Source organism: Actinoplanes octamycinicus, assembly GCF_014205225.1.
Taxonomy (GTDB): domain Bacteria; phylum Actinomycetota; class Actinomycetes; order Mycobacteriales; family Micromonosporaceae; genus Actinoplanes; species Actinoplanes octamycinicus.
This window is the reverse complement of sequence record NZ_JACHNB010000001.1, coordinates 112,205-127,842: the sequence shown is the minus strand read 5'-3', so window position 1 is coordinate 127,842 and position 15,638 is coordinate 112,205. Positions and strand designations below refer to the sequence as shown.

At 73.3% G+C, this 15,638-nt stretch carries 16 protein-coding genes; 10 read left to right on the top strand and 6 right to left on the bottom strand.

Going from position 1 to position 15,638, the window contains the following annotated elements:
• Positions 1-50: 50 nt before the first annotated feature.
• On the top strand, positions 51-3,584 hold the full coding sequence (gene cobN, locus BJY16_RS00520; protein ID WP_185037171.1) for a cobaltochelatase subunit CobN: 3,534 nt from the start codon (positions 51-53) through the stop codon (positions 3,582-3,584).
• 10 nt (positions 3,585-3,594) lie between these two features.
• On the opposite strand, the gene BJY16_RS00515 is transcribed toward cobN, so the two are convergent.
• Positions 3,595-4,050, bottom strand: coding sequence for a carboxymuconolactone decarboxylase family protein (locus BJY16_RS00515; protein WP_185037170.1), 456 nt, complete (start codon positions 4,048-4,050; stop codon positions 3,595-3,597).
• Positions 4,051-4,135: 85 nt separating this feature from the next.
• On the opposite strand from BJY16_RS00515, the gene BJY16_RS00510 reads away from it, so the two are divergent.
• Positions 4,136-4,960 carry a sigma-70 family RNA polymerase sigma factor gene (locus tag BJY16_RS00510; RefSeq protein WP_185037169.1) on the top strand — a complete coding sequence of 275 codons (825 nt, stop codon included), beginning with the start codon at positions 4,136-4,138 and terminating at the stop codon, positions 4,958-4,960.
• Positions 4,961-5,266: 306 nt separating this feature from the next.
• Here the strand turns inward: BJY16_RS00510 and cobF are convergent, their stop codons facing one another.
• Positions 5,267-6,019, bottom strand: a complete 753-nt coding sequence (gene cobF, locus BJY16_RS00505; protein WP_185037168.1) for a precorrin-6A synthase (deacetylating) — start codon at positions 6,017-6,019, stop codon at positions 5,267-5,269.
• Between the two features lie 1,123 nt (positions 6,020-7,142).
• The gene (gene dinB, locus BJY16_RS00500) at positions 7,143-8,315 is read right to left on the bottom strand and encodes a DNA polymerase IV (protein WP_185037167.1); all 1,173 of its coding nucleotides are present in this window, start codon (positions 8,313-8,315) and stop codon (positions 7,143-7,145) included.
• Positions 8,316-8,541: 226 nt separating this feature from the next.
• Between dinB and BJY16_RS00495 the strand changes: the two genes are divergently transcribed.
• Complete coding sequence (locus BJY16_RS00495) at positions 8,542-8,949, top strand: Hsp20/alpha crystallin family protein (protein ID WP_185037166.1); 408 nt, start codon at positions 8,542-8,544, stop codon at positions 8,947-8,949.
• A gap of 22 nt (positions 8,950-8,971) precedes the next feature.
• Here BJY16_RS00495 and BJY16_RS48220 read toward each other — a convergent pair whose 3' ends face one another.
• Positions 8,972-9,598: a carbohydrate-binding protein gene (locus tag BJY16_RS48220; RefSeq protein ID WP_185037165.1), complete on the bottom strand. Its 627-nt coding sequence runs from the start codon at positions 9,596-9,598 to the stop codon at positions 8,972-8,974.
• 33 nt (positions 9,599-9,631) lie between these two features.
• On the bottom strand, positions 9,632-10,507 hold the full coding sequence (locus BJY16_RS00485) for a TIGR03619 family F420-dependent LLM class oxidoreductase (protein ID WP_185037164.1): 876 nt from the start codon (positions 10,505-10,507) through the stop codon (positions 9,632-9,634).
• 130 nt (positions 10,508-10,637) lie between these two features.
• Between BJY16_RS00485 and BJY16_RS00480 the strand changes: the two genes are divergently transcribed.
• The 5 genes from BJY16_RS00480 to BJY16_RS00460 are packed head-to-tail and all read left to right on the top strand — an operon-like array spanning position 10,638 to position 13,253.
• Positions 10,638-11,078, top strand: coding sequence for a TIGR03618 family F420-dependent PPOX class oxidoreductase (locus tag BJY16_RS00480; protein WP_185037163.1), 441 nt, complete (start codon positions 10,638-10,640; stop codon positions 11,076-11,078).
• Positions 11,079-11,101: 23 nt separating this feature from the next.
• Positions 11,102-11,494, top strand: coding sequence for a ribosomal maturation YjgA family protein (locus tag BJY16_RS00475; protein ID WP_203759360.1), 393 nt, complete (start codon positions 11,102-11,104; stop codon positions 11,492-11,494).
• Between the two features lie 55 nt (positions 11,495-11,549).
• A complete protein-coding gene (locus tag BJY16_RS00470) occupies positions 11,550-11,882 on the top strand; it encodes a hypothetical protein (RefSeq protein WP_185037162.1) in 333 nt (110 codons plus the stop codon).
• Positions 11,883-11,892: 10 nt separating this feature from the next.
• Positions 11,893-12,288, top strand: a complete 396-nt coding sequence (locus BJY16_RS00465) for a hypothetical protein (RefSeq protein WP_185037161.1) — start codon at positions 11,893-11,895, stop codon at positions 12,286-12,288.
• A complete protein-coding gene (locus BJY16_RS00460; RefSeq protein WP_239177996.1) occupies positions 12,288-13,253 on the top strand; it encodes a DNA polymerase domain-containing protein in 966 nt (321 codons plus the stop codon). The genes BJY16_RS00465 and BJY16_RS00460 overlap by 1 nt, the downstream gene beginning before the upstream one ends.
• Before the next feature lie 20 nt (positions 13,254-13,273).
• On the opposite strand, the gene BJY16_RS00455 is transcribed toward BJY16_RS00460, so the two are convergent.
• Positions 13,274-13,795 carry a hypothetical protein gene (locus BJY16_RS00455; RefSeq protein ID WP_185037160.1) on the bottom strand — a complete coding sequence of 174 codons (522 nt, stop codon included), beginning with the start codon at positions 13,793-13,795 and terminating at the stop codon, positions 13,274-13,276.
• Positions 13,796-13,919: 124 nt separating this feature from the next.
• Here BJY16_RS00455 and BJY16_RS00450 point away from each other — a divergent pair, with 124 nt between their 5' ends.
• The gene (locus tag BJY16_RS00450) at positions 13,920-14,969 is read left to right on the top strand and encodes a sensor histidine kinase (protein WP_239177993.1); all 1,050 of its coding nucleotides are present in this window, start codon (positions 13,920-13,922) and stop codon (positions 14,967-14,969) included.
• A gap of 1 nt (position 14,970) precedes the next feature.
• Complete coding sequence (locus BJY16_RS00445) at positions 14,971-15,618, top strand: response regulator transcription factor (protein ID WP_185037158.1); 648 nt, start codon at positions 14,971-14,973, stop codon at positions 15,616-15,618.
• Positions 15,619-15,638 lie beyond the last annotated feature (20 nt).

The window sequence follows — 15,638 nt, the reverse complement described above, 5'->3', positions numbered from 1 at the left end:
CGCCGTTGATCTCTACTACCCGGGGCGCGGACCCCGAGGGGAGCGCACGCGTGTTTCTGCTGCTGTCGACGTCCGACACGGACCTGCTCAGCGCCCGGGCCAGCGGCTCGGCCTGGCGGCTGGGCAACCCGGCCCGCACCGGGGTCGCCGACCTGCCCGCCCTGCTCGACGGGGTGCAGCTGGTCGTGGTCCGGATCCTCGGCGGCCGCCGGGCCTGGGAGGAGGGCCTCGACACGCTGCTCGCCGGGGACGTCCCGGTGGTGGTGCTGGGCGGCGAGATGGCGCCGGACGCCGACCTGATGAAACTCTCCACGGTCCCGGCCGGCATCGCCGCCGACGCGCACCGCTACCTGGCGCAGGGCGGCCGGGACAATCTCGCGGCGCTGCACGACTTCCTCTCCGACACCGTGCTGCTGACCGGCAACGGCTTCGCGCCGGCCGTCGAGAGCCCGCAGTGGGGCATCCTTCCCCGGCCGGAGGCCGCCGCGCAGGAGCGGGTGCCGACCGTCGCGGTGCTCTATTACCGCGCCCACCACATGGCCGGCAACACCGCCTTCGTCGAGGCGCTCTGCCAGGCGATCGAGGCGAAAGGCGCCCGGCCGCTGCCGATCTTCACGGCCTCGCTCCGCACCGCCCCGCCCGAGCTGCTCGCCGAGCTGCGCACAGCGGATGCCCTGGTGGTGACGGTGCTGGCGGCCGGCGGCACCCGCCCGGCCACGGCGAGCGCCGGCGGCGACGACGAGGCGTGGGACGTCGGCGTGCTGGCCGACCTGGACGTGCCGATCCTGCAGGGACTCTGCCTGACCAGCTCGCGGGCTGCCTGGGAGGCCAGCGACGACGGCCTGACCCCGCTGGACGCGGCGACCCAGGTGGCGATCCCGGAGTTCGACGGCCGGATCATCACGGTGCCGTTCTCGTTCAAGGAGATCGACCCGGACGGCCTGTCGGTCTACGTGGCCGACCCGGAGCGGGCCTCCCGGGTGGCCGGGATCGCGGTCGCGCACGCCCGGCTGCGGCACATCCCGCCGGCTGAGCGCAAGATCGCGCTGATGCTCTCCGCCTATCCGACCAAGCACTCGCGGATCGGCAACGCGGTCGGCCTGGACACCCCGGCGTCGACGGTCGCGCTGCTCGCGGCGCTGGCCGAGAGGGGTTACCAGGTCGGCGACTTCCGCTCCTACGACGGCGACGGCCTGATCCACACCCTGATCGCGGCCGGTGGACAGGACCCGGACTGGCTCACCGAGGAGCAGCTGTCCGGTAACCCGGTGCGGATTCCGGCATCCCGGTACCAATCGTGGTTCGACACCCTCCCCGAGGACTTCCGGGAGAGCGTCGAGCAGCATTGGGGCCCGCCGCCCGGCGAGCTGTATGTCGACAACGGTGACATCGTCCTCGCCGCCCTCCGCGACGAGAACATCGTGGTGATGGTGCAGCCCCCGCGTGGCTTCGGGGCCAACCCGGTCGCCATCTACCACGATCCCGACCTGCCGCCGAGCCACCACTACCTGGCCGCCTACCGCTGGCTGGCCGACGAGTTCGGCGCGCACGCGGTGGTGCACGTCGGCAAGCACGGCAACCTGGAGTGGCTCCCCGGCAAGAACGTGGGCATGTCCGCCTCCGACGGCACCGACGCGGCGCTCGGTGACCTGCCGCTGATCTACCCGTTCCTGGTCAACGACCCGGGGGAGGGCACCCAGGCCAAGCGCCGGGCGCACGCCACGCTGGTCGACCACCTGATCCCGCCGATGGCGCGCGCCGAGTCGTACGGCGACATCGCCCGCCTGGAGCAGCTGCTCGACGAGCACGCGAACATCGCCGCGCTCGACCCGGCCAAGCTGCCGGCCATCCGGGCGCAGATCTGGACCCTGATCCAGGCCGCCAAGATGGACCACGACCTGGGCCAGGAGCATCGCCCGGACGACGAGGCGTTCGACGACTTCATCATGCACATCGACGGATGGCTGTGTGAGGTCAAGGACGTGCAGATCCGGGACGGCCTGCACGTGCTCGGCGCCGCGCCGACCGGCGAGGCCCGGATCAACCTGGTGCTGGCCATGCTCCGCGCCCGGCAGATGTGGGCCGGCCAGGTCGCCGCGCTGCCCGGCCTGCGGGAGGCGCTGGGCCTCGCCGACCAAGCCACGACCGCGGAGACCGACGCGATCGAGGAGCAGGCGCGGGCGCTGATCACCAAGATGGAAGAGGCCGGCTGGCCGACCGACGTGTCCGAGATCTCGGACAATGACGACGTCCGGAAGGTTCTTCGGTTCGCCGCCCAAGAAGTCGTCCCGAGGCTCGCCCGCACCACCGACGAGCTGACCAACGTCCTGCACGCCCTCGACGGCGGTTACGTCCCGGCCGGCCCCAGCGGCTCCCCGCTCCGCGGCCTGATCAACGTGCTGCCCACCGGCCGCAACTTCTACTCGGTCGACCCGAAGGCCATCCCCAGCGCGCTCGCCTGGGAGACCGGCCAGGCGATGGCCGACTCGCTGCTCGCTCGCTACCGCGCCGACTACGGCGACTGGCCGAAATCGGTCGGCCTCTCCGCCTGGGGCACCAGCGCCATGCGCACCGCCGGCGACGACATCGCCGAGGTGCTGGCGCTGATCGGAGTCCGCCCGATCTGGGACCCGGCCTCCCGGCGGGTCACCGGCCTGGAGCCGATCGCCCGGGAAGAGCTGGGCCGCCCGCGGATCGACGTCACGATCCGCATCTCGGGCTTCTTCCGGGACGCGTTCCCGCACGTCGTGGCGATGCTCGACGACGCCGTCCAGCTGGTCGCCGAGCTGGACGAGCCGGACAACTACGTGCGCGAGCACGCCCTGCGCGACCAGGGCGAGCACGGCGACTGGCGGCGGGCCACCACCCGGATCTTCGGGTCCCGCCCGGGTGCCTACGGCGCCGGCATCCTGCCCCTGATCGACAGCCGGAACTGGCGGGACGACGCCGACCTCGCCGAGGTCTACGCGGTGTGGGGCGGGTTCGCCTACGGGCGGGATCTGGACGGCGTCCCGGCCCGGGGCGACATGGAGAACGCGTACCGTCGCATCGACGTCGCCGCGAAGAACATCGACACCCGCGAGCACGACATCGCCGACTCCGACGACTACTTCCAGTACCACGGCGGCATGATCGCCACGGTGCGGGCGCTGACCGGGCGGGCGCCGGCGGCGTACATCGGCGATTCCACCAACCCGGACGCGACGCGGACCCGCAGCCTGACCGAGGAGACCGCGCGGATCTTCCGCGCCCGGGTGGTGAACCCGCGCTGGATCGCCGCCATGCGGCGGCACGGTTACAAGGGCGCTTTCGAGCTGGCCGCCACCGTCGACTACCTCTTCGGGTACGACGCGACCGCCGGCGTGGTCACCGACTGGATGTACGAGCAGCTCGCCACGACCTACGCCCTCGACGCCGAGAACCAGGAGTTCATGCGCAAGTCGAACCCGTGGGCGCTGCACGGCATCACCGAGCGCCTGCTGGAGGCGGCCGACCGCAAGCTCTGGGACTCGCCGTCGCCGGACACGCTGGCCGCGCTCCAGCAGCTCTACCTCGAGACCGAGGGCGACCTCGAAGACGCCTGATCCACCGGGCTCAACCCCACACCTGCGGGGCCTGCTGCCGGGTGGTCACGTTGATCCGGTTGAAGAAGTTGCTGGTGGCGATCCACAGCACGATCGCCCCCAGCTGCTCGTCGGTGAAGTGCTTCGCGGCCTCGTCCCAGATCGCGTCCGGGACGGGGTCGGGCCGGTCGGCGAGCCTCGTGGCGTATTCCGACAGCGCCAGCGCGGCCCGCTCCGGCTCGGTGAAATACGGCGTCTCCCGCCACACCGGCACCGCGAACAGCCGGTCGTCGGTCTCGCCGGCCTGCCGCATGCTCCGCGCGCCCGAGTCGGCGCACGGCGCGCACCCGTTGATCTGGCTGGCCCGCAGGTGCACCAGCTCCAGCACGGTCTTCGGCACCCCGGCCGAGAAAGCCGACTTGTAGAGCAGGTTCACCGCTTTGGTCACGTCCGGCTGCGGGGCGGTCTTCTTGAGGCGCGGTTCCATGATTCGCTCCTGTCACATCGGTGGGACTTGCTTCGTCGGACCTGTGACGCGCCGCGTCGTGCAGATGTGACAGGGGGACCGAAAAATGGGTGATGAGCTGCTGGCCGCCGAGTTCGAGGCGAACCGGGGGCGGCTGCGGGCGGTGGCCTACCGGATGCTCGGCTCCGGCGCCGAGGCCGAGGACGCCGTGCAGGAGACCTGGCTGCGGTTGAGCCGGACCGGCGGCGACGCGGTCGACAACCTGCCGGCCTGGCTGACCACCGTGCTCAGCCGGGTCTGCCTGGACATGCTCCGGTCCCGGGCGTCCCGCCGGGAGGAGCCGCCGGTCACCGAGCTGCCCAGCGCCGAGGACCCGGAACGGGAGGCGATGCTGGCCGATTCGGTGGGGGCGGCGCTCACCGTCGTCCTGGAAACGCTCACCCCGGCCGAACGCCTCGCGTTCGTGCTCCACGACCTGTTCGCGGTCTCCTTCGAGGAGATCGCCACGGTGGTCGGGCGCAGCCCGGCCGCCGCCCGACAGCTGGCCAGCCGGGCCCGGCGCCGGGTGCAGGGCGGCTCCCCGGCCGGCGCGGCGGACGCGGCACGGCAACGGCAGATCGTCGACGCGTTCCTGGCCGCCGCCCGCGGTGGTGACTTCGCCGGCCTGCTCGCGCTGCTCGACCCGGACGTGGTGATGCGCGGCGGCGACGGGCGGGTCGGGCTGCGCGGCGCGGACGAGGCGGCGCGGTTCTTCTCCGGGCGCGCCCAGGCCGCGATGCCGGCGCTCATCGACGGCGCGGCTGGTGCGTTCGTCCGCACCGAGCAGGGCTTGCGGATCGCGCTCAGCTTCACGGTGGCCGGCGGCCGCATCATCGCGATCGACTCGATCATGAACCCGGACGAGTCGATCGCGATCGAGCTGCTGAACTGACCGCCCCGCGCGGCCAGCGCCGGCCGGTCGGTCTGCGCCAGCGGGCCGGTTCGCTCCGGCGGCCGGTTCGCTCCGGCCGGCCGTGCCCGTGACGGCCTGCCGTGCCTGCGCCAGCCGGCCGCGCCTGTGACGGACTGCCGCATGCGCCCGCCGGCCGAGCCTGTGACGCCCAGCCGTGCCTGCGCCAGCCGGCCGTGCCTCTGACGCCCGGCCGTGCCTCTGACGCCCGGCCGTGCCTGCGCCAGCCGGCCGAGCCTGTGACGACCGGCCGTGCCTGTACCTCCGGCCGTGCCTGTGGCGGCGGGACTAGTGCGGCCGCCGCCGCAGCAGATAGGTGTCCATGATCCAGCCGTGCCGCTCGCGCGCCTCGGTGCGGGTCGCCACGATGTCGTCCGCGACGTCGGCGACCCGCCCGGCGGCGAGGATCTCGTCCTCGGTGCTCACGTAGGCGCCCCAGTAGATCTCCGCGTCCGGATGCCCGGTGAACGCCTGCTGCGCGTCCAGCATCACCACCACGTCGTCGACGCCCTCCGGCCAGCCCTCGGCCAGCCGCCGCCCGGTGGTCACCTGGAACGGCTGCCCCACCCGGTTCAGCCCGATCCTGTGCTTGGCGGCGAGCGCGGACACGCTGCTGATCCCCGGAATCACCTCGAACTCGAAGGTCACCGCCCCCCGCCCGAGGATCTCCTCGAGGATCGCGATCGTCGAGTCGTACAGCGACGGGTCGCCCCACACCAGGATCGACCCGATCTCGTCGTCCTTCAGATGCTCGGCGATCAGCTCCTCGATCACCTGCGACCGCCGCGTCCGCCAGTCCGCGATCGTCCCGGTGTAATCCGCCGGTGTCCGATCCCGATCAGGGTCCCGCCCCTCGACGATCCGCTTGCGCGGGTGCGAATACCCACGGATCAGCCGCTCCCGCAGATCGATCAGACTCTGCTTGGCCTCGCCCTTGTCCAGCAGAAAGAACACATCGGTCCGCCCGATCGCCTTGGCCGCCTGCAGGGTCAGATGGTCCGGGTCACCCGCCCCGATCCCAATCACGTAGATCTTCCGCACGCCTGCAGTCTGCCTCACCCGAGTTGGCCGCCGATCCCCGCGGTCGCCGCCGTCGGACGAGCCTCACCTGGCCGCATCCTCCGGACCACGCCACCCTGATCGCCGTCGGCATCCGCACCCGTCAATTCCCACCATCAAGATCAAATTCTTTTGATGCGCAGGTCCGCCGGGGTACGGATCGCATGCTCCCGCGCGGGCCGAGCCCGGCGATCTGGCCGCTGCGCGTCCAAAGCAATCGCCGCCCTCTTCACGGTCCGTGGGTGGTCCCGGAGATCAACCCCACCATCCCGTCCCGGCACCCGCCACGCCCGACTGGCCGTCCCGGCGCCCGCCACGCCCGACTGGCCGTCCCGGCGCCCGCCACGTCCGACTGGCCGTCCCGGCGCCCGCCACGTCCGACTGGCCGTCCCGGCGCCCGCCACGTCCGACTGGCCGTCCCGGCGCCCGCCACGTCCGACTGGCCGTCCCGGCACCCGCCACGCCCAGCCGGCCGTCCCGGCACCCGCCACGCCCAACCGGCCCGGCACCCGCCACGCCGAACTGGGGGCCGTCGCGGCGCCGGCCAGCCCCCGGCACACCGTCCGGTGCCACCCGGGGTCTGGGCGTGCGGTCGCGGTCTGGCCGGTCCGGGTGTGGGCGGTCCGGTGGGTTGGCGGTCTCCTGGGTTGGCGGTCCGGTGGTGGAGGAGGCGGTCTGGTGTCGCGGGCGGGAGTAGCAGCGCGGTGGTTTGGGTGGTGGTGGCGTGGTGGTCGGGCGGTCTGGTGTCGGGGGCGGTAAGCGTCAGCGCGGTGGTGTCGGTGGTGGTGGGGCGGTCTGGTGTCGCGGGCGGCGAGTGTCAGCGCGGTCGTGGCGGTGGTCTGGTGGTCGGCCGGTCTGGTGTCGCGGGCGGCGAGGGTCAGCGCGGTTGTGGCGGTGGTCTGGTGGTCGGCCGGTCTGGTGTCGCGGGCGGCGAGTGTCAGCGCGGTGGTGCTGGTGGCGGGGCGGTCTGGTGACGGAGGGGTGGTCTGGTGTCGCGGGTGGCACGTGCCGGCGCGGTGGTCTCGGTGATGGCGGGCCGGGTGGTGCGGCGGTCGGGTGGAGGTGGCGGACCGGGCGCGGCCGCGGTGCGGGTCCGGAGGGGGACTTAGTCGGGGAGGAGGGGGACGGACGGGTGCATGTGGCGGCCCAGCATGTCGGCTCGGTGGAGGGACGTGGCTCCGAAGCGGTTCCGGACCTGGTCGACGGCGGCGTCCAGGCCGTCCTGGCGGGGGCTGGTGAACGGGAGCTCCAGCTGGACGTTGCCCTCGCCGTCCAGGTTGCTGACGGCGACGCCGACCAAGGTGAGGCCGCGCTCGGTGATCAGCGGGCGGGCCTCGTGCAGCAGCTCGACGGCGGTGCGCAGGACGGCGCCGGTCTGCATGGTGGCTTTGAGCAGGCTGCGGGACCGGGTGACGCGCTGGAAGTCGGCGAAGCGGAGCCGCAGCGTGACCGTGCGCCCGGCGCGGTGGGCGCCGCGCATCCGGTGCGTCACCCGGTCGACCAGGGCGGCCAGCACCGCCTCCACCTCGTCGAACGACCGCCCCCGCCCGAGCGCGCACTGCGCCCCGATGGAGCCGCGCCGCCCGCCGGTGGTGACCCGCCGCGGATCGTGGTTGTGGGCGAGCGCGTGCAGGTGCCGCCCGGCGTGCGCGCCGAGCATCGCGACCAGGGCGGCCTCGCCGACCCGGGCCACGTGGCCGACCGTGTGGATCTGGCGCTCGCGCAGCTTGGCGGCCGTCTTGGGGCCGACGCCCCAGAGTTTCTCCACCGGCAGCGGGTGGAGGAACTCCAACTCGGCGCCGGGCGGGACGACCAGCAGGCCGTCCGGTTTGCCGACGCCGCTGGCGACCTTGGCCAGGAACTTGGTGCGGGCGACGCCGACGGTGATCGGCAGCCCGGCCCGGGCGCGCACCTCGGCGCGCAGCCGCCGGGCGATCTCCTCGGCCGTCCCGCTGATCCGCCGCAGCCCGTCGACCGCGAGGAACGCCTCGTCGATCGAGATCGGCTCGACGATCGGCGTGGTGTCCCGGAACACCGCGAACACCGCCTTGCTGGCCGCCGAGTAGGCGCTCATCCGCGGCGGCACCACCACGGCCTGCGGGCAGAGCGCCCGGGCCCGGCTCAGGCTCATCGGGGTGCGCACCCCGCAGGCCTTCGCCTCGTACGACGCGGCGAGCACCACGCCGCCGCCGACCAGGACCGGCCGGCCGCGCAGCGCCGGATCGTCGCGCTGCTCGACCGACGCGTAGAAAGAGTCCAGGTCAGCGTGCAGGATCACCGGGCCAGCTTAGTACACCTGTTCGAAACGGCGAAGGGTTCTGAGGTGCGGAATACCTCCGCGCTGGGCGGTCGGCCTGACGCTCGCAACCGGCGGCCGCTCGGCCCCGTCCCGCCGGTCGTGAGTGGTGGCCGCCGTCACCACAACGTGGGGGAATCGCAGCGTGAAATTCTCGGTTCGCAGACTTGAGTCACCCACACTCAAGTAACGGAACGAGGAACCACCCATGTTGCTCAGCACCCCGACCGTGCGCGACCTCGAGCGTCTCACCGCCCGGGTCTTCGAGACCTCCGCCCGGACCGCGGGCGCCCGGCTCGACGCCTACCGCGCGGACGACACCTTCTTCATCGACATCGACCTGCCCGGCGTCGACCCGGCGTCGATCGACATCACCGTCGACGGCAAGGTGCTGACCGTCCGGGCGCAGCGGGGTCGCGCCGAGCGGGAGGGCGTCCGCTACCTGATCGCCGAGCGCCCGGTCGGCGTCTTCAGCCGGCAGGTGCAACTCTCCGACAAGCTCGACACCGACCGCCTGGAGGCCCGCTACGACCAGGGCGTCCTCACGCTGAGCATCCCGCTCCTGGAGGAGCGCAAGCCGCGCAAGATCGAGATCGTGGCGGGCGCAGGCGCGTGAGAACGCGGTGAAGGGCGACCACTCAGTGGTCGAACTGGATCCAGTTCACGTTCATGAACTCGCTGTCGTCATCGGCGGCGAAGGTCACGAAGACGGTGTGCGTACCGGTCACCGGCGTCAGCGCCGCGGTATCGGTACGCCACGTCTGCCACCCACCGGTGTTGCTCACCGACACCTGCCCGATCGGCTCGCTCTCCAGCGTGTCGAGCCGGATCTGCACCCGCCCGGACACCGCGGCCCCGGACGCCACCCGGAACCGCGCCTTCGTGGCCGGCACCTCCCCGAAGACGAAGTCGTCGAACCGCAGGTGGTCGCTCCGGCTGATCCAGCCGACGTTCTGCCCGCCGCCCTCGTCCTCGGTGTCCTGGGTCTGGATCCCGGCCAGCTCGTCGGCCGCCTCGGCCTGCAGCGGCCCGTACTTCACCGGGACCGGCTCGGGCGTCGCGGACGGGGAGGCGGCGGCCGAGGGGGACGCGGGCGCGGAGACGGGCGCCGCGGGTGCGGCGGCGGCCGGCGCGGCCGGGGTGTCCTGCCAGCGCCCGATCGCGTAGCCGATCAGCAGCAGGCCGAGCGCGGCCAGGCCGGCGAGCGCCCGGTTCCGGTTCGTCCAGGAGCGGGTCCGGTAGACGGTCGGCGAGGGTTGGTCCACCCGGCAAGGGTAGACACCCGCCCGGCCTGCTGATCACTCCGGTGCGAGATTGACCAGCATCTCCTTGCCGAGCGCGGCGGCCTGGTCCGGATCCGCGTCCGGCCCGCCGATCCGCGGATCCCAGTTCGGCTCGTAGAACAGCTCGGTGGCGCCGGCCTCCGCGTACCGCCGGGCCTGGGCGCGCATCTCGGCCCAGGACCACTCGGGGCTGACCACGGCGCGCACCACCACCCGTACCGAATCCGGGTCCTTGCCGGCCGCGGCCGCTGCCTCCCGGACCACCCGGGCCCCGCGCTCGATCTCGGCGAGGCTGGCCCGGCTGCTGCTCACCCATCCGGCGGCGATCCGCCCGGCCCGCCGCAGCGCGATCTCGGCGCTGCCGCCGAGCAGGATCGGCGGCCCGCCGGCCCGGGCCGGGAGCGGGCGCATCCGGCTCGGCGGCACCCGGTAGAACTCGCCGTCGAAAGCGGACACCTCGTCGGTGAAGAGGGTACGCAGCACGGCCAGGTACTCCTCGGTACGCCGGCCGCGCGGCTTCGGGTCGGATCCGGTGGCCGCGAACTCCGGCTCCGACCAGCCGGTGCCCAGCCCGAGGTCGAAGCGGCCGCCGGTGAGCCGGTCCAGCGTCCCGGCCTGTTTCGCCAGGTAGGCCGGTGACACGTAGGGCAGGTTGAGCACCGAGACGCCCAGCCGGATCCGGGAGGTGGCGGCCCCGGCCCAGGTCAGCGCGACGATCGGGTCGAGCACGCTGTGGTAGACCGGGGCCAGCTCCTGCTCCTGGCCGACGAGCAGCCGCTGGAACGCCCAGAGGCCGTGGTAGCCGAGCTCCTCCGCCTGCTGGGCGATCGACGTCAGCGTCTCCGGCCGGGCCCACGCGCCGGACACCGGACATCCGAAACTGATCAGCACCCGTGCAGGCTACTGCGCGGGCTCCGGACCCTGCGCGAGCAGCTTGTGCGCCGTGACCGTCCCGTGCGAGGGGGGCTGCCCACCCCGGACGGGGGCGCGCCCCCACCCCCCGGCCCGCTACCTTGGGCGGGTGACCACGCTTGAGGGTGCCTGGGAGCTGAGCCGGAGCGAGACCGGACTGGCCATCGTGTCCACCGCCCGGGCCGACGGATCCGTGCAGTCCACGCTGGTCAACACCGGCGTGATCGACCACCCGGCGGACGGCTCGCGGGTGCTGGCCTTCGTCACCTACGGCCCGGTGAAGCTGCGCAACCTGCGGGAGCGGCCGGCCCTGGCGGTCGCCTTCCGCAGCGGCTGGCGCTATGCCACCGTCGAGGGCCGGGCCCAGCTGGCCGGCCCGGACGACCCGCAGCCGTGGCTCGACCCGGAGCGTCTGCGCCTGCTGCTCCGCGAGATCTTCACGGCGGCCGGCGGCACCCACGACGACTGGCCGGAGTTCGACCGGACCATGGCCGAGCAGCGCCGGGCCGCCGTCCTGATCACCCCGGTCCGGATCTACCCGGCGGCTTGAGCCGGCCCGGTAACCTGCTGCGCGTGTCCGATCTGCGCACCCGGCTCCCGGCGGCCGGCGCCGCGGTGGGCTGTGTGCTGCTGGCCTTCGCGATCCGGGCGGTCACCGGCAGCCCGATGCTGAGCACCGGGCTGGTCGAGCAGGCCACCGGGACGGCGCTCTACGCGAGCGCGGTCTTCGCCGGGGTGGTCGCCCTGTGGCCGCGGCTGCCGGTCGTCCGGGTCGCGCTGATCGCCGCCGGATGGTGCTGGGCGGTCGAGTTCCTGCAGCTCACCCCGATCCCGGCGGAGCTGTCGGCGCGCAGCGTGGTGGCCCGGCTGGTGCTCGGCGTGAGCTTCGACCCGGGTGACCTGTTCTGGTACCTGGTCGGCGTGCTCCCGCCGGCTCTGGCGCTGGCCTGGCTCCGCCGCCGGTGACCGCGGGACGGGCTCGGGGCGTACCGAGAAGTGACAACCGTGAGAAGCTGCGACCGTGACCGATCCGCATGTGCACGTCGAGGTGAACCTGGTGCGCGCCGGGGCGGACGTGCGCAACCTGCTGGCCCGGACCTTCGGGCTGGTGGCGGACCTGCCGGCCGAGGTGGCGACCGGGTGCGGGCAACGGGTGCCGCGGGCCATGACGTCGCCGCGCCCGGCGAGCGTGACCTGCCTGCCCTGCCGGGAGTACGCGAGCGAGCAGCACCGGCGGTTCGCCGACGAGCTGGAGACGCTGTTCCGGATGCCCGGGGCGACCGTCGACGGGGAGGACTCGGCGCGGGCGGTGGCCCGGCATCGTGACCTCGCCGCCCGGTTCGCGGGGGAGTGACGTGCCCGGCGTGCGACCGGCGGCGGGATGGATGACCGGCCTGCTGATCGTCTGGCTGGTCGGTGCGCCGATGCTGTTCGTGGTGGCGCTGAGCTGTTCGTTCCGCCTGCCCGACACCGAGGCGAAGGATCCGGTGCGCGGCGGCTGGTTCCTGCTGGCCTGCGCGGTCCTGCTGGTCGTCGCCCCGCTCGCGGCCACCCTGATCGGCGTGGCCGGCCGGCGGCGGATCTACGCCTCGGTGTGCGCGGTGCTCACCCTGGGCGGGCTGGTCCTCGGCGGACTGATGACGCCGGTCGCGCTGGACGAGATCGGCGTCGTGCGGCGACCGCCGCCGCCTGCCCCGACGCCGACGATCTCGCAGTGCGTGGAGCGCAGCGGCGGCGACACCCGCTGTCCCGGTGGATGATGGACGGCATGGCTGACGAGCGCGACGGTGTGCCGCTGACCAATCTGGATCAGGAGATCTTCCCGGGGGCCGCGGCCACCAAGCGGGACCTGATCGACTATCTGGACGCGATGGCCGGCCGGCTGATCCCGGTGCTGCGGGACCGGCCGCTCTCGGTGATCCGGGTGCTTCGCGGCCAGGACCAGTTCATGCAGAAGAACCTGCCGAAATACACCCCGGAGTGGGTGCCGCGGACCAAGGTGTGGGCGGAGGCGTCGCACCGTGAGGTGGTCTACGCGCTCGGCAACGACCGGCGCACCCTGCTCTGGTTCGGCAACCAGCGGGCCGTCGAGTTCCACCCGGCGCTGGCCACGATCGACGCCCCGCACCGGCAGACCCACCTGATCATGGACCTGGACCCGCCGCCGGGTGACTCCTTCGCGGTGGTGGTCGGCGCGGCCCGGCTGGTCCGGCAGGCGCTGTCCGACTGCGGGCTGGCCGGGGCGGTGAAGACCAGCGGTTCCAAGGGGCTGCACATCTTCGTGCCGCTCGGCGGCGACCCGGCGCCGGAGGACGTGGCGGCCGCCCAGCGGGCCGTCGCGGCCCGCGCCGAGCGGATCGACCCGGAGCTGGCGACCACCGCGTTCATCCGCGAGGACCGGCACGGGAAGGTGTTCCTGGACGCGACCCGGGCCGGTGGGGCGACGGTGGCGGCCGCCTACAGCCCGCGGATCCGTCCCGGTGTCCCGGTGTCGTTCCCGGTCTCCTGGGACCAGCTGGACGACGTGACCCCGGCGGACTTCACCGTGCACACCGCGGTCGGGCTGCTGGGCGACGCCGACCCGTGGGCGGCCGCGATGCCGGCGCCGCAGACGCTGCCCGGCGATCTGGTGGCCGAGGGGCACACCATCCCGGTGGCCCGGGTCCAGGCCATGCACGAGGGGAAGCGCCGGGCCAAGGCGAAGCGGGAAGCCTCCGGAGGCTGAGCTTTCCGGAGGCTGAGCTTTCAGGACGCCAGGGCGCTCCAGAACGGGACGGTGGCGCGGACCCGGCGGTTGGCCGGCTCGCCGAGGCCGAACTCGCGGTTCAGCCAGTCGGTCAGGTCGGCGCCGTAACAGAGCACGTCGCTCTGGTAGATGGAGAGCACCGGATGGCCCGGGATCGCGGCCGGCAGGTAGCGGTGGGCGTAGAGCGGGACCATCCGGGGCGCGATCATCAGGCCGGCCCGGGCGGTGGCGACCCGGTCGCCGAACGGGGCGCCCCACCCCTCGTACCAGAAATCATTTTCGGCCACGTCGAACAGCACGCCCTCGACCGGCGCGGTCACCGCGGCGCGCAGCGCGGACCGGTCGCGGCCTCGCCAGTCCGGCCAGCCGATGCCGGTGGGCAGGCCGGCCGCGAGGAAGGCGCGGTGGTCCGGAGCGAACGTGAAGCCGAACTCGGCCTCCAGGTCACTGAGTTCACGATCGGACAGGCCGGGCGCGATCGAGAAGCGGCCTGAAGCGGCGAGCAGTTCCGCGGCGGTCACTCGATTACCTTAACCAGCGAGGCGGCATACATCGAACGATGTAGCTCGTACGCGGGAGGCGTCGATGCGGGTGACTACTGCCGGACGACGCGCCGGGCCGGGCGTCGCGCCTAGCGTCCTGAGCATGAACTTCATCTATCTCGCCGCCGCCGCGACGCTCGCCGGGATCCCCGCCGGTCTCGCCATGACCGGCGGAAACGCGCAGAATGTGATGACTGTCTCACTGGCCGTCATGCTCGCCGGGCTGGTGCTGCTGGCCCGTCGCCGGCCGCGGACCGCGCTGCTGCTCTCGGTGCTGATCGTCGCGGGCTGGCGCTCGTCCGAGCTGATCGGGTCCGGCTGGGTGTGGCCGGCCACCGCCGCCCTGGTGGTCACGGTGCTGGCCGGGCACCCGCGGACCGCCGTCGCGGTCGCGGTGATCTTCCTCTGGTACGGCGCCGCCTGGGACTGGGCAGTCGACCGGCATTCCACCGACTGGGTGTTCGCCCATCTGGGGGGTGAGGGGCTGTGGCTGACCGCGGCGCTGGCCGGGACGGTCGCCTACCGGAACACCACCCGCTGGCGCGCCGAGCTGGACCAGCGCCGGTCCGCGCAGGCGCACGTGGAGATCGCCCGCGACCTGCACGACGTCGTCTCGCACACGCTCGCCGTGGTGGGCGTGCACCTGAACGTGGCGATGGACGCCTTCGACGACGACCCGGCCGAGGCGCGCGCCTCGCTGAAGCTGGCCCAGGAGGTCCGCGGCCGGGCGATGACCGACCTGCACGCGCTGGTCGGGGTGCTGCGCGGCGGCGAGGTGCCCGGCCTGGGCGGCCTGGCCCGGCTGGTCGAGCAGGTCCGGGCGGCCGGGTTGCCGGTCTCGCTGAACGAGTTCGGCGACCCGGTCGAGGTGCCGGCGCCGGTCGCCATCGCGGTCTACCGGGTGGTGCAGGAGGCGCTGACCAACACGGTCAAGCACGCCGGGGCCACCCGGGCGGTGGTCACCGTCCGGTACGCGTCGGACGGCGTGCTGGTCGACGTGCGGGACGATGGGTCCGGGGCCGAGCCGGCCGCCGACGGGCACGGGATCTCCGGGATGCGCGAGCGGGTGGCCGCGCTCGGCGGGGCGCTCACCGCCGGACCCACCACCCGGGGCTTCTCGGTGCGGGCGAGCCTCCCGCTGCTGAAAGGGTGACATGCCGATCTCCGTGCTCATCGCCGACGACCAGCACCTGGTCCGGGCCGGGTTCCGCAGCCTGCTGCGGCGTGGCCGGGACATCGAGGTCGTCGGCGAGGCGTCGACCGGGGACGAGGCGGTGCGGGCCGCCCGGGCGCTTGCTCCGGACGTGATCCTGATGGACATCCGGATGCCCGGCATGGACGGGATCACCGCCGCCGGGAGGATCCTGGAGTTCAGCACTGCCAAGATCATCATCCTGACCACCTTCGAGACCGACGAGTACGTCTTCGCCGCCCTCGCCGCCGGCGCCAGCGGCTTCCTGACCAAGGAGATCGACCCGGAGGGCCTGCGCACCGCGGTCCGGGTGGTGGCCGGCGGCGACGCGCTGCTCTCCCCCAGCGTCACCCGCCGGGTGGTCGGCCAGTTCGCGCACCGGCCGGTCCGGGCGGCAGCGCCCGGCGGGACCAGGCTGGCGGTGCTCACCGAGCGCGAGCGCGAGGTGGTCCGGCTGGTCGCCACCGGGCTGTCCAACGACGAGATCGCCGCGCGGCTGGTGATCAGTCCGTTGACCGCGAAGACGCACATCACCAGGGCGATCACCAAGCTCGGCGTACGGGACCGGGTCCAGTTGGTTATCGCCGCCTACGAGGACGGGCTGGTCTAGCCCCCGCCTCTCGCCGACCC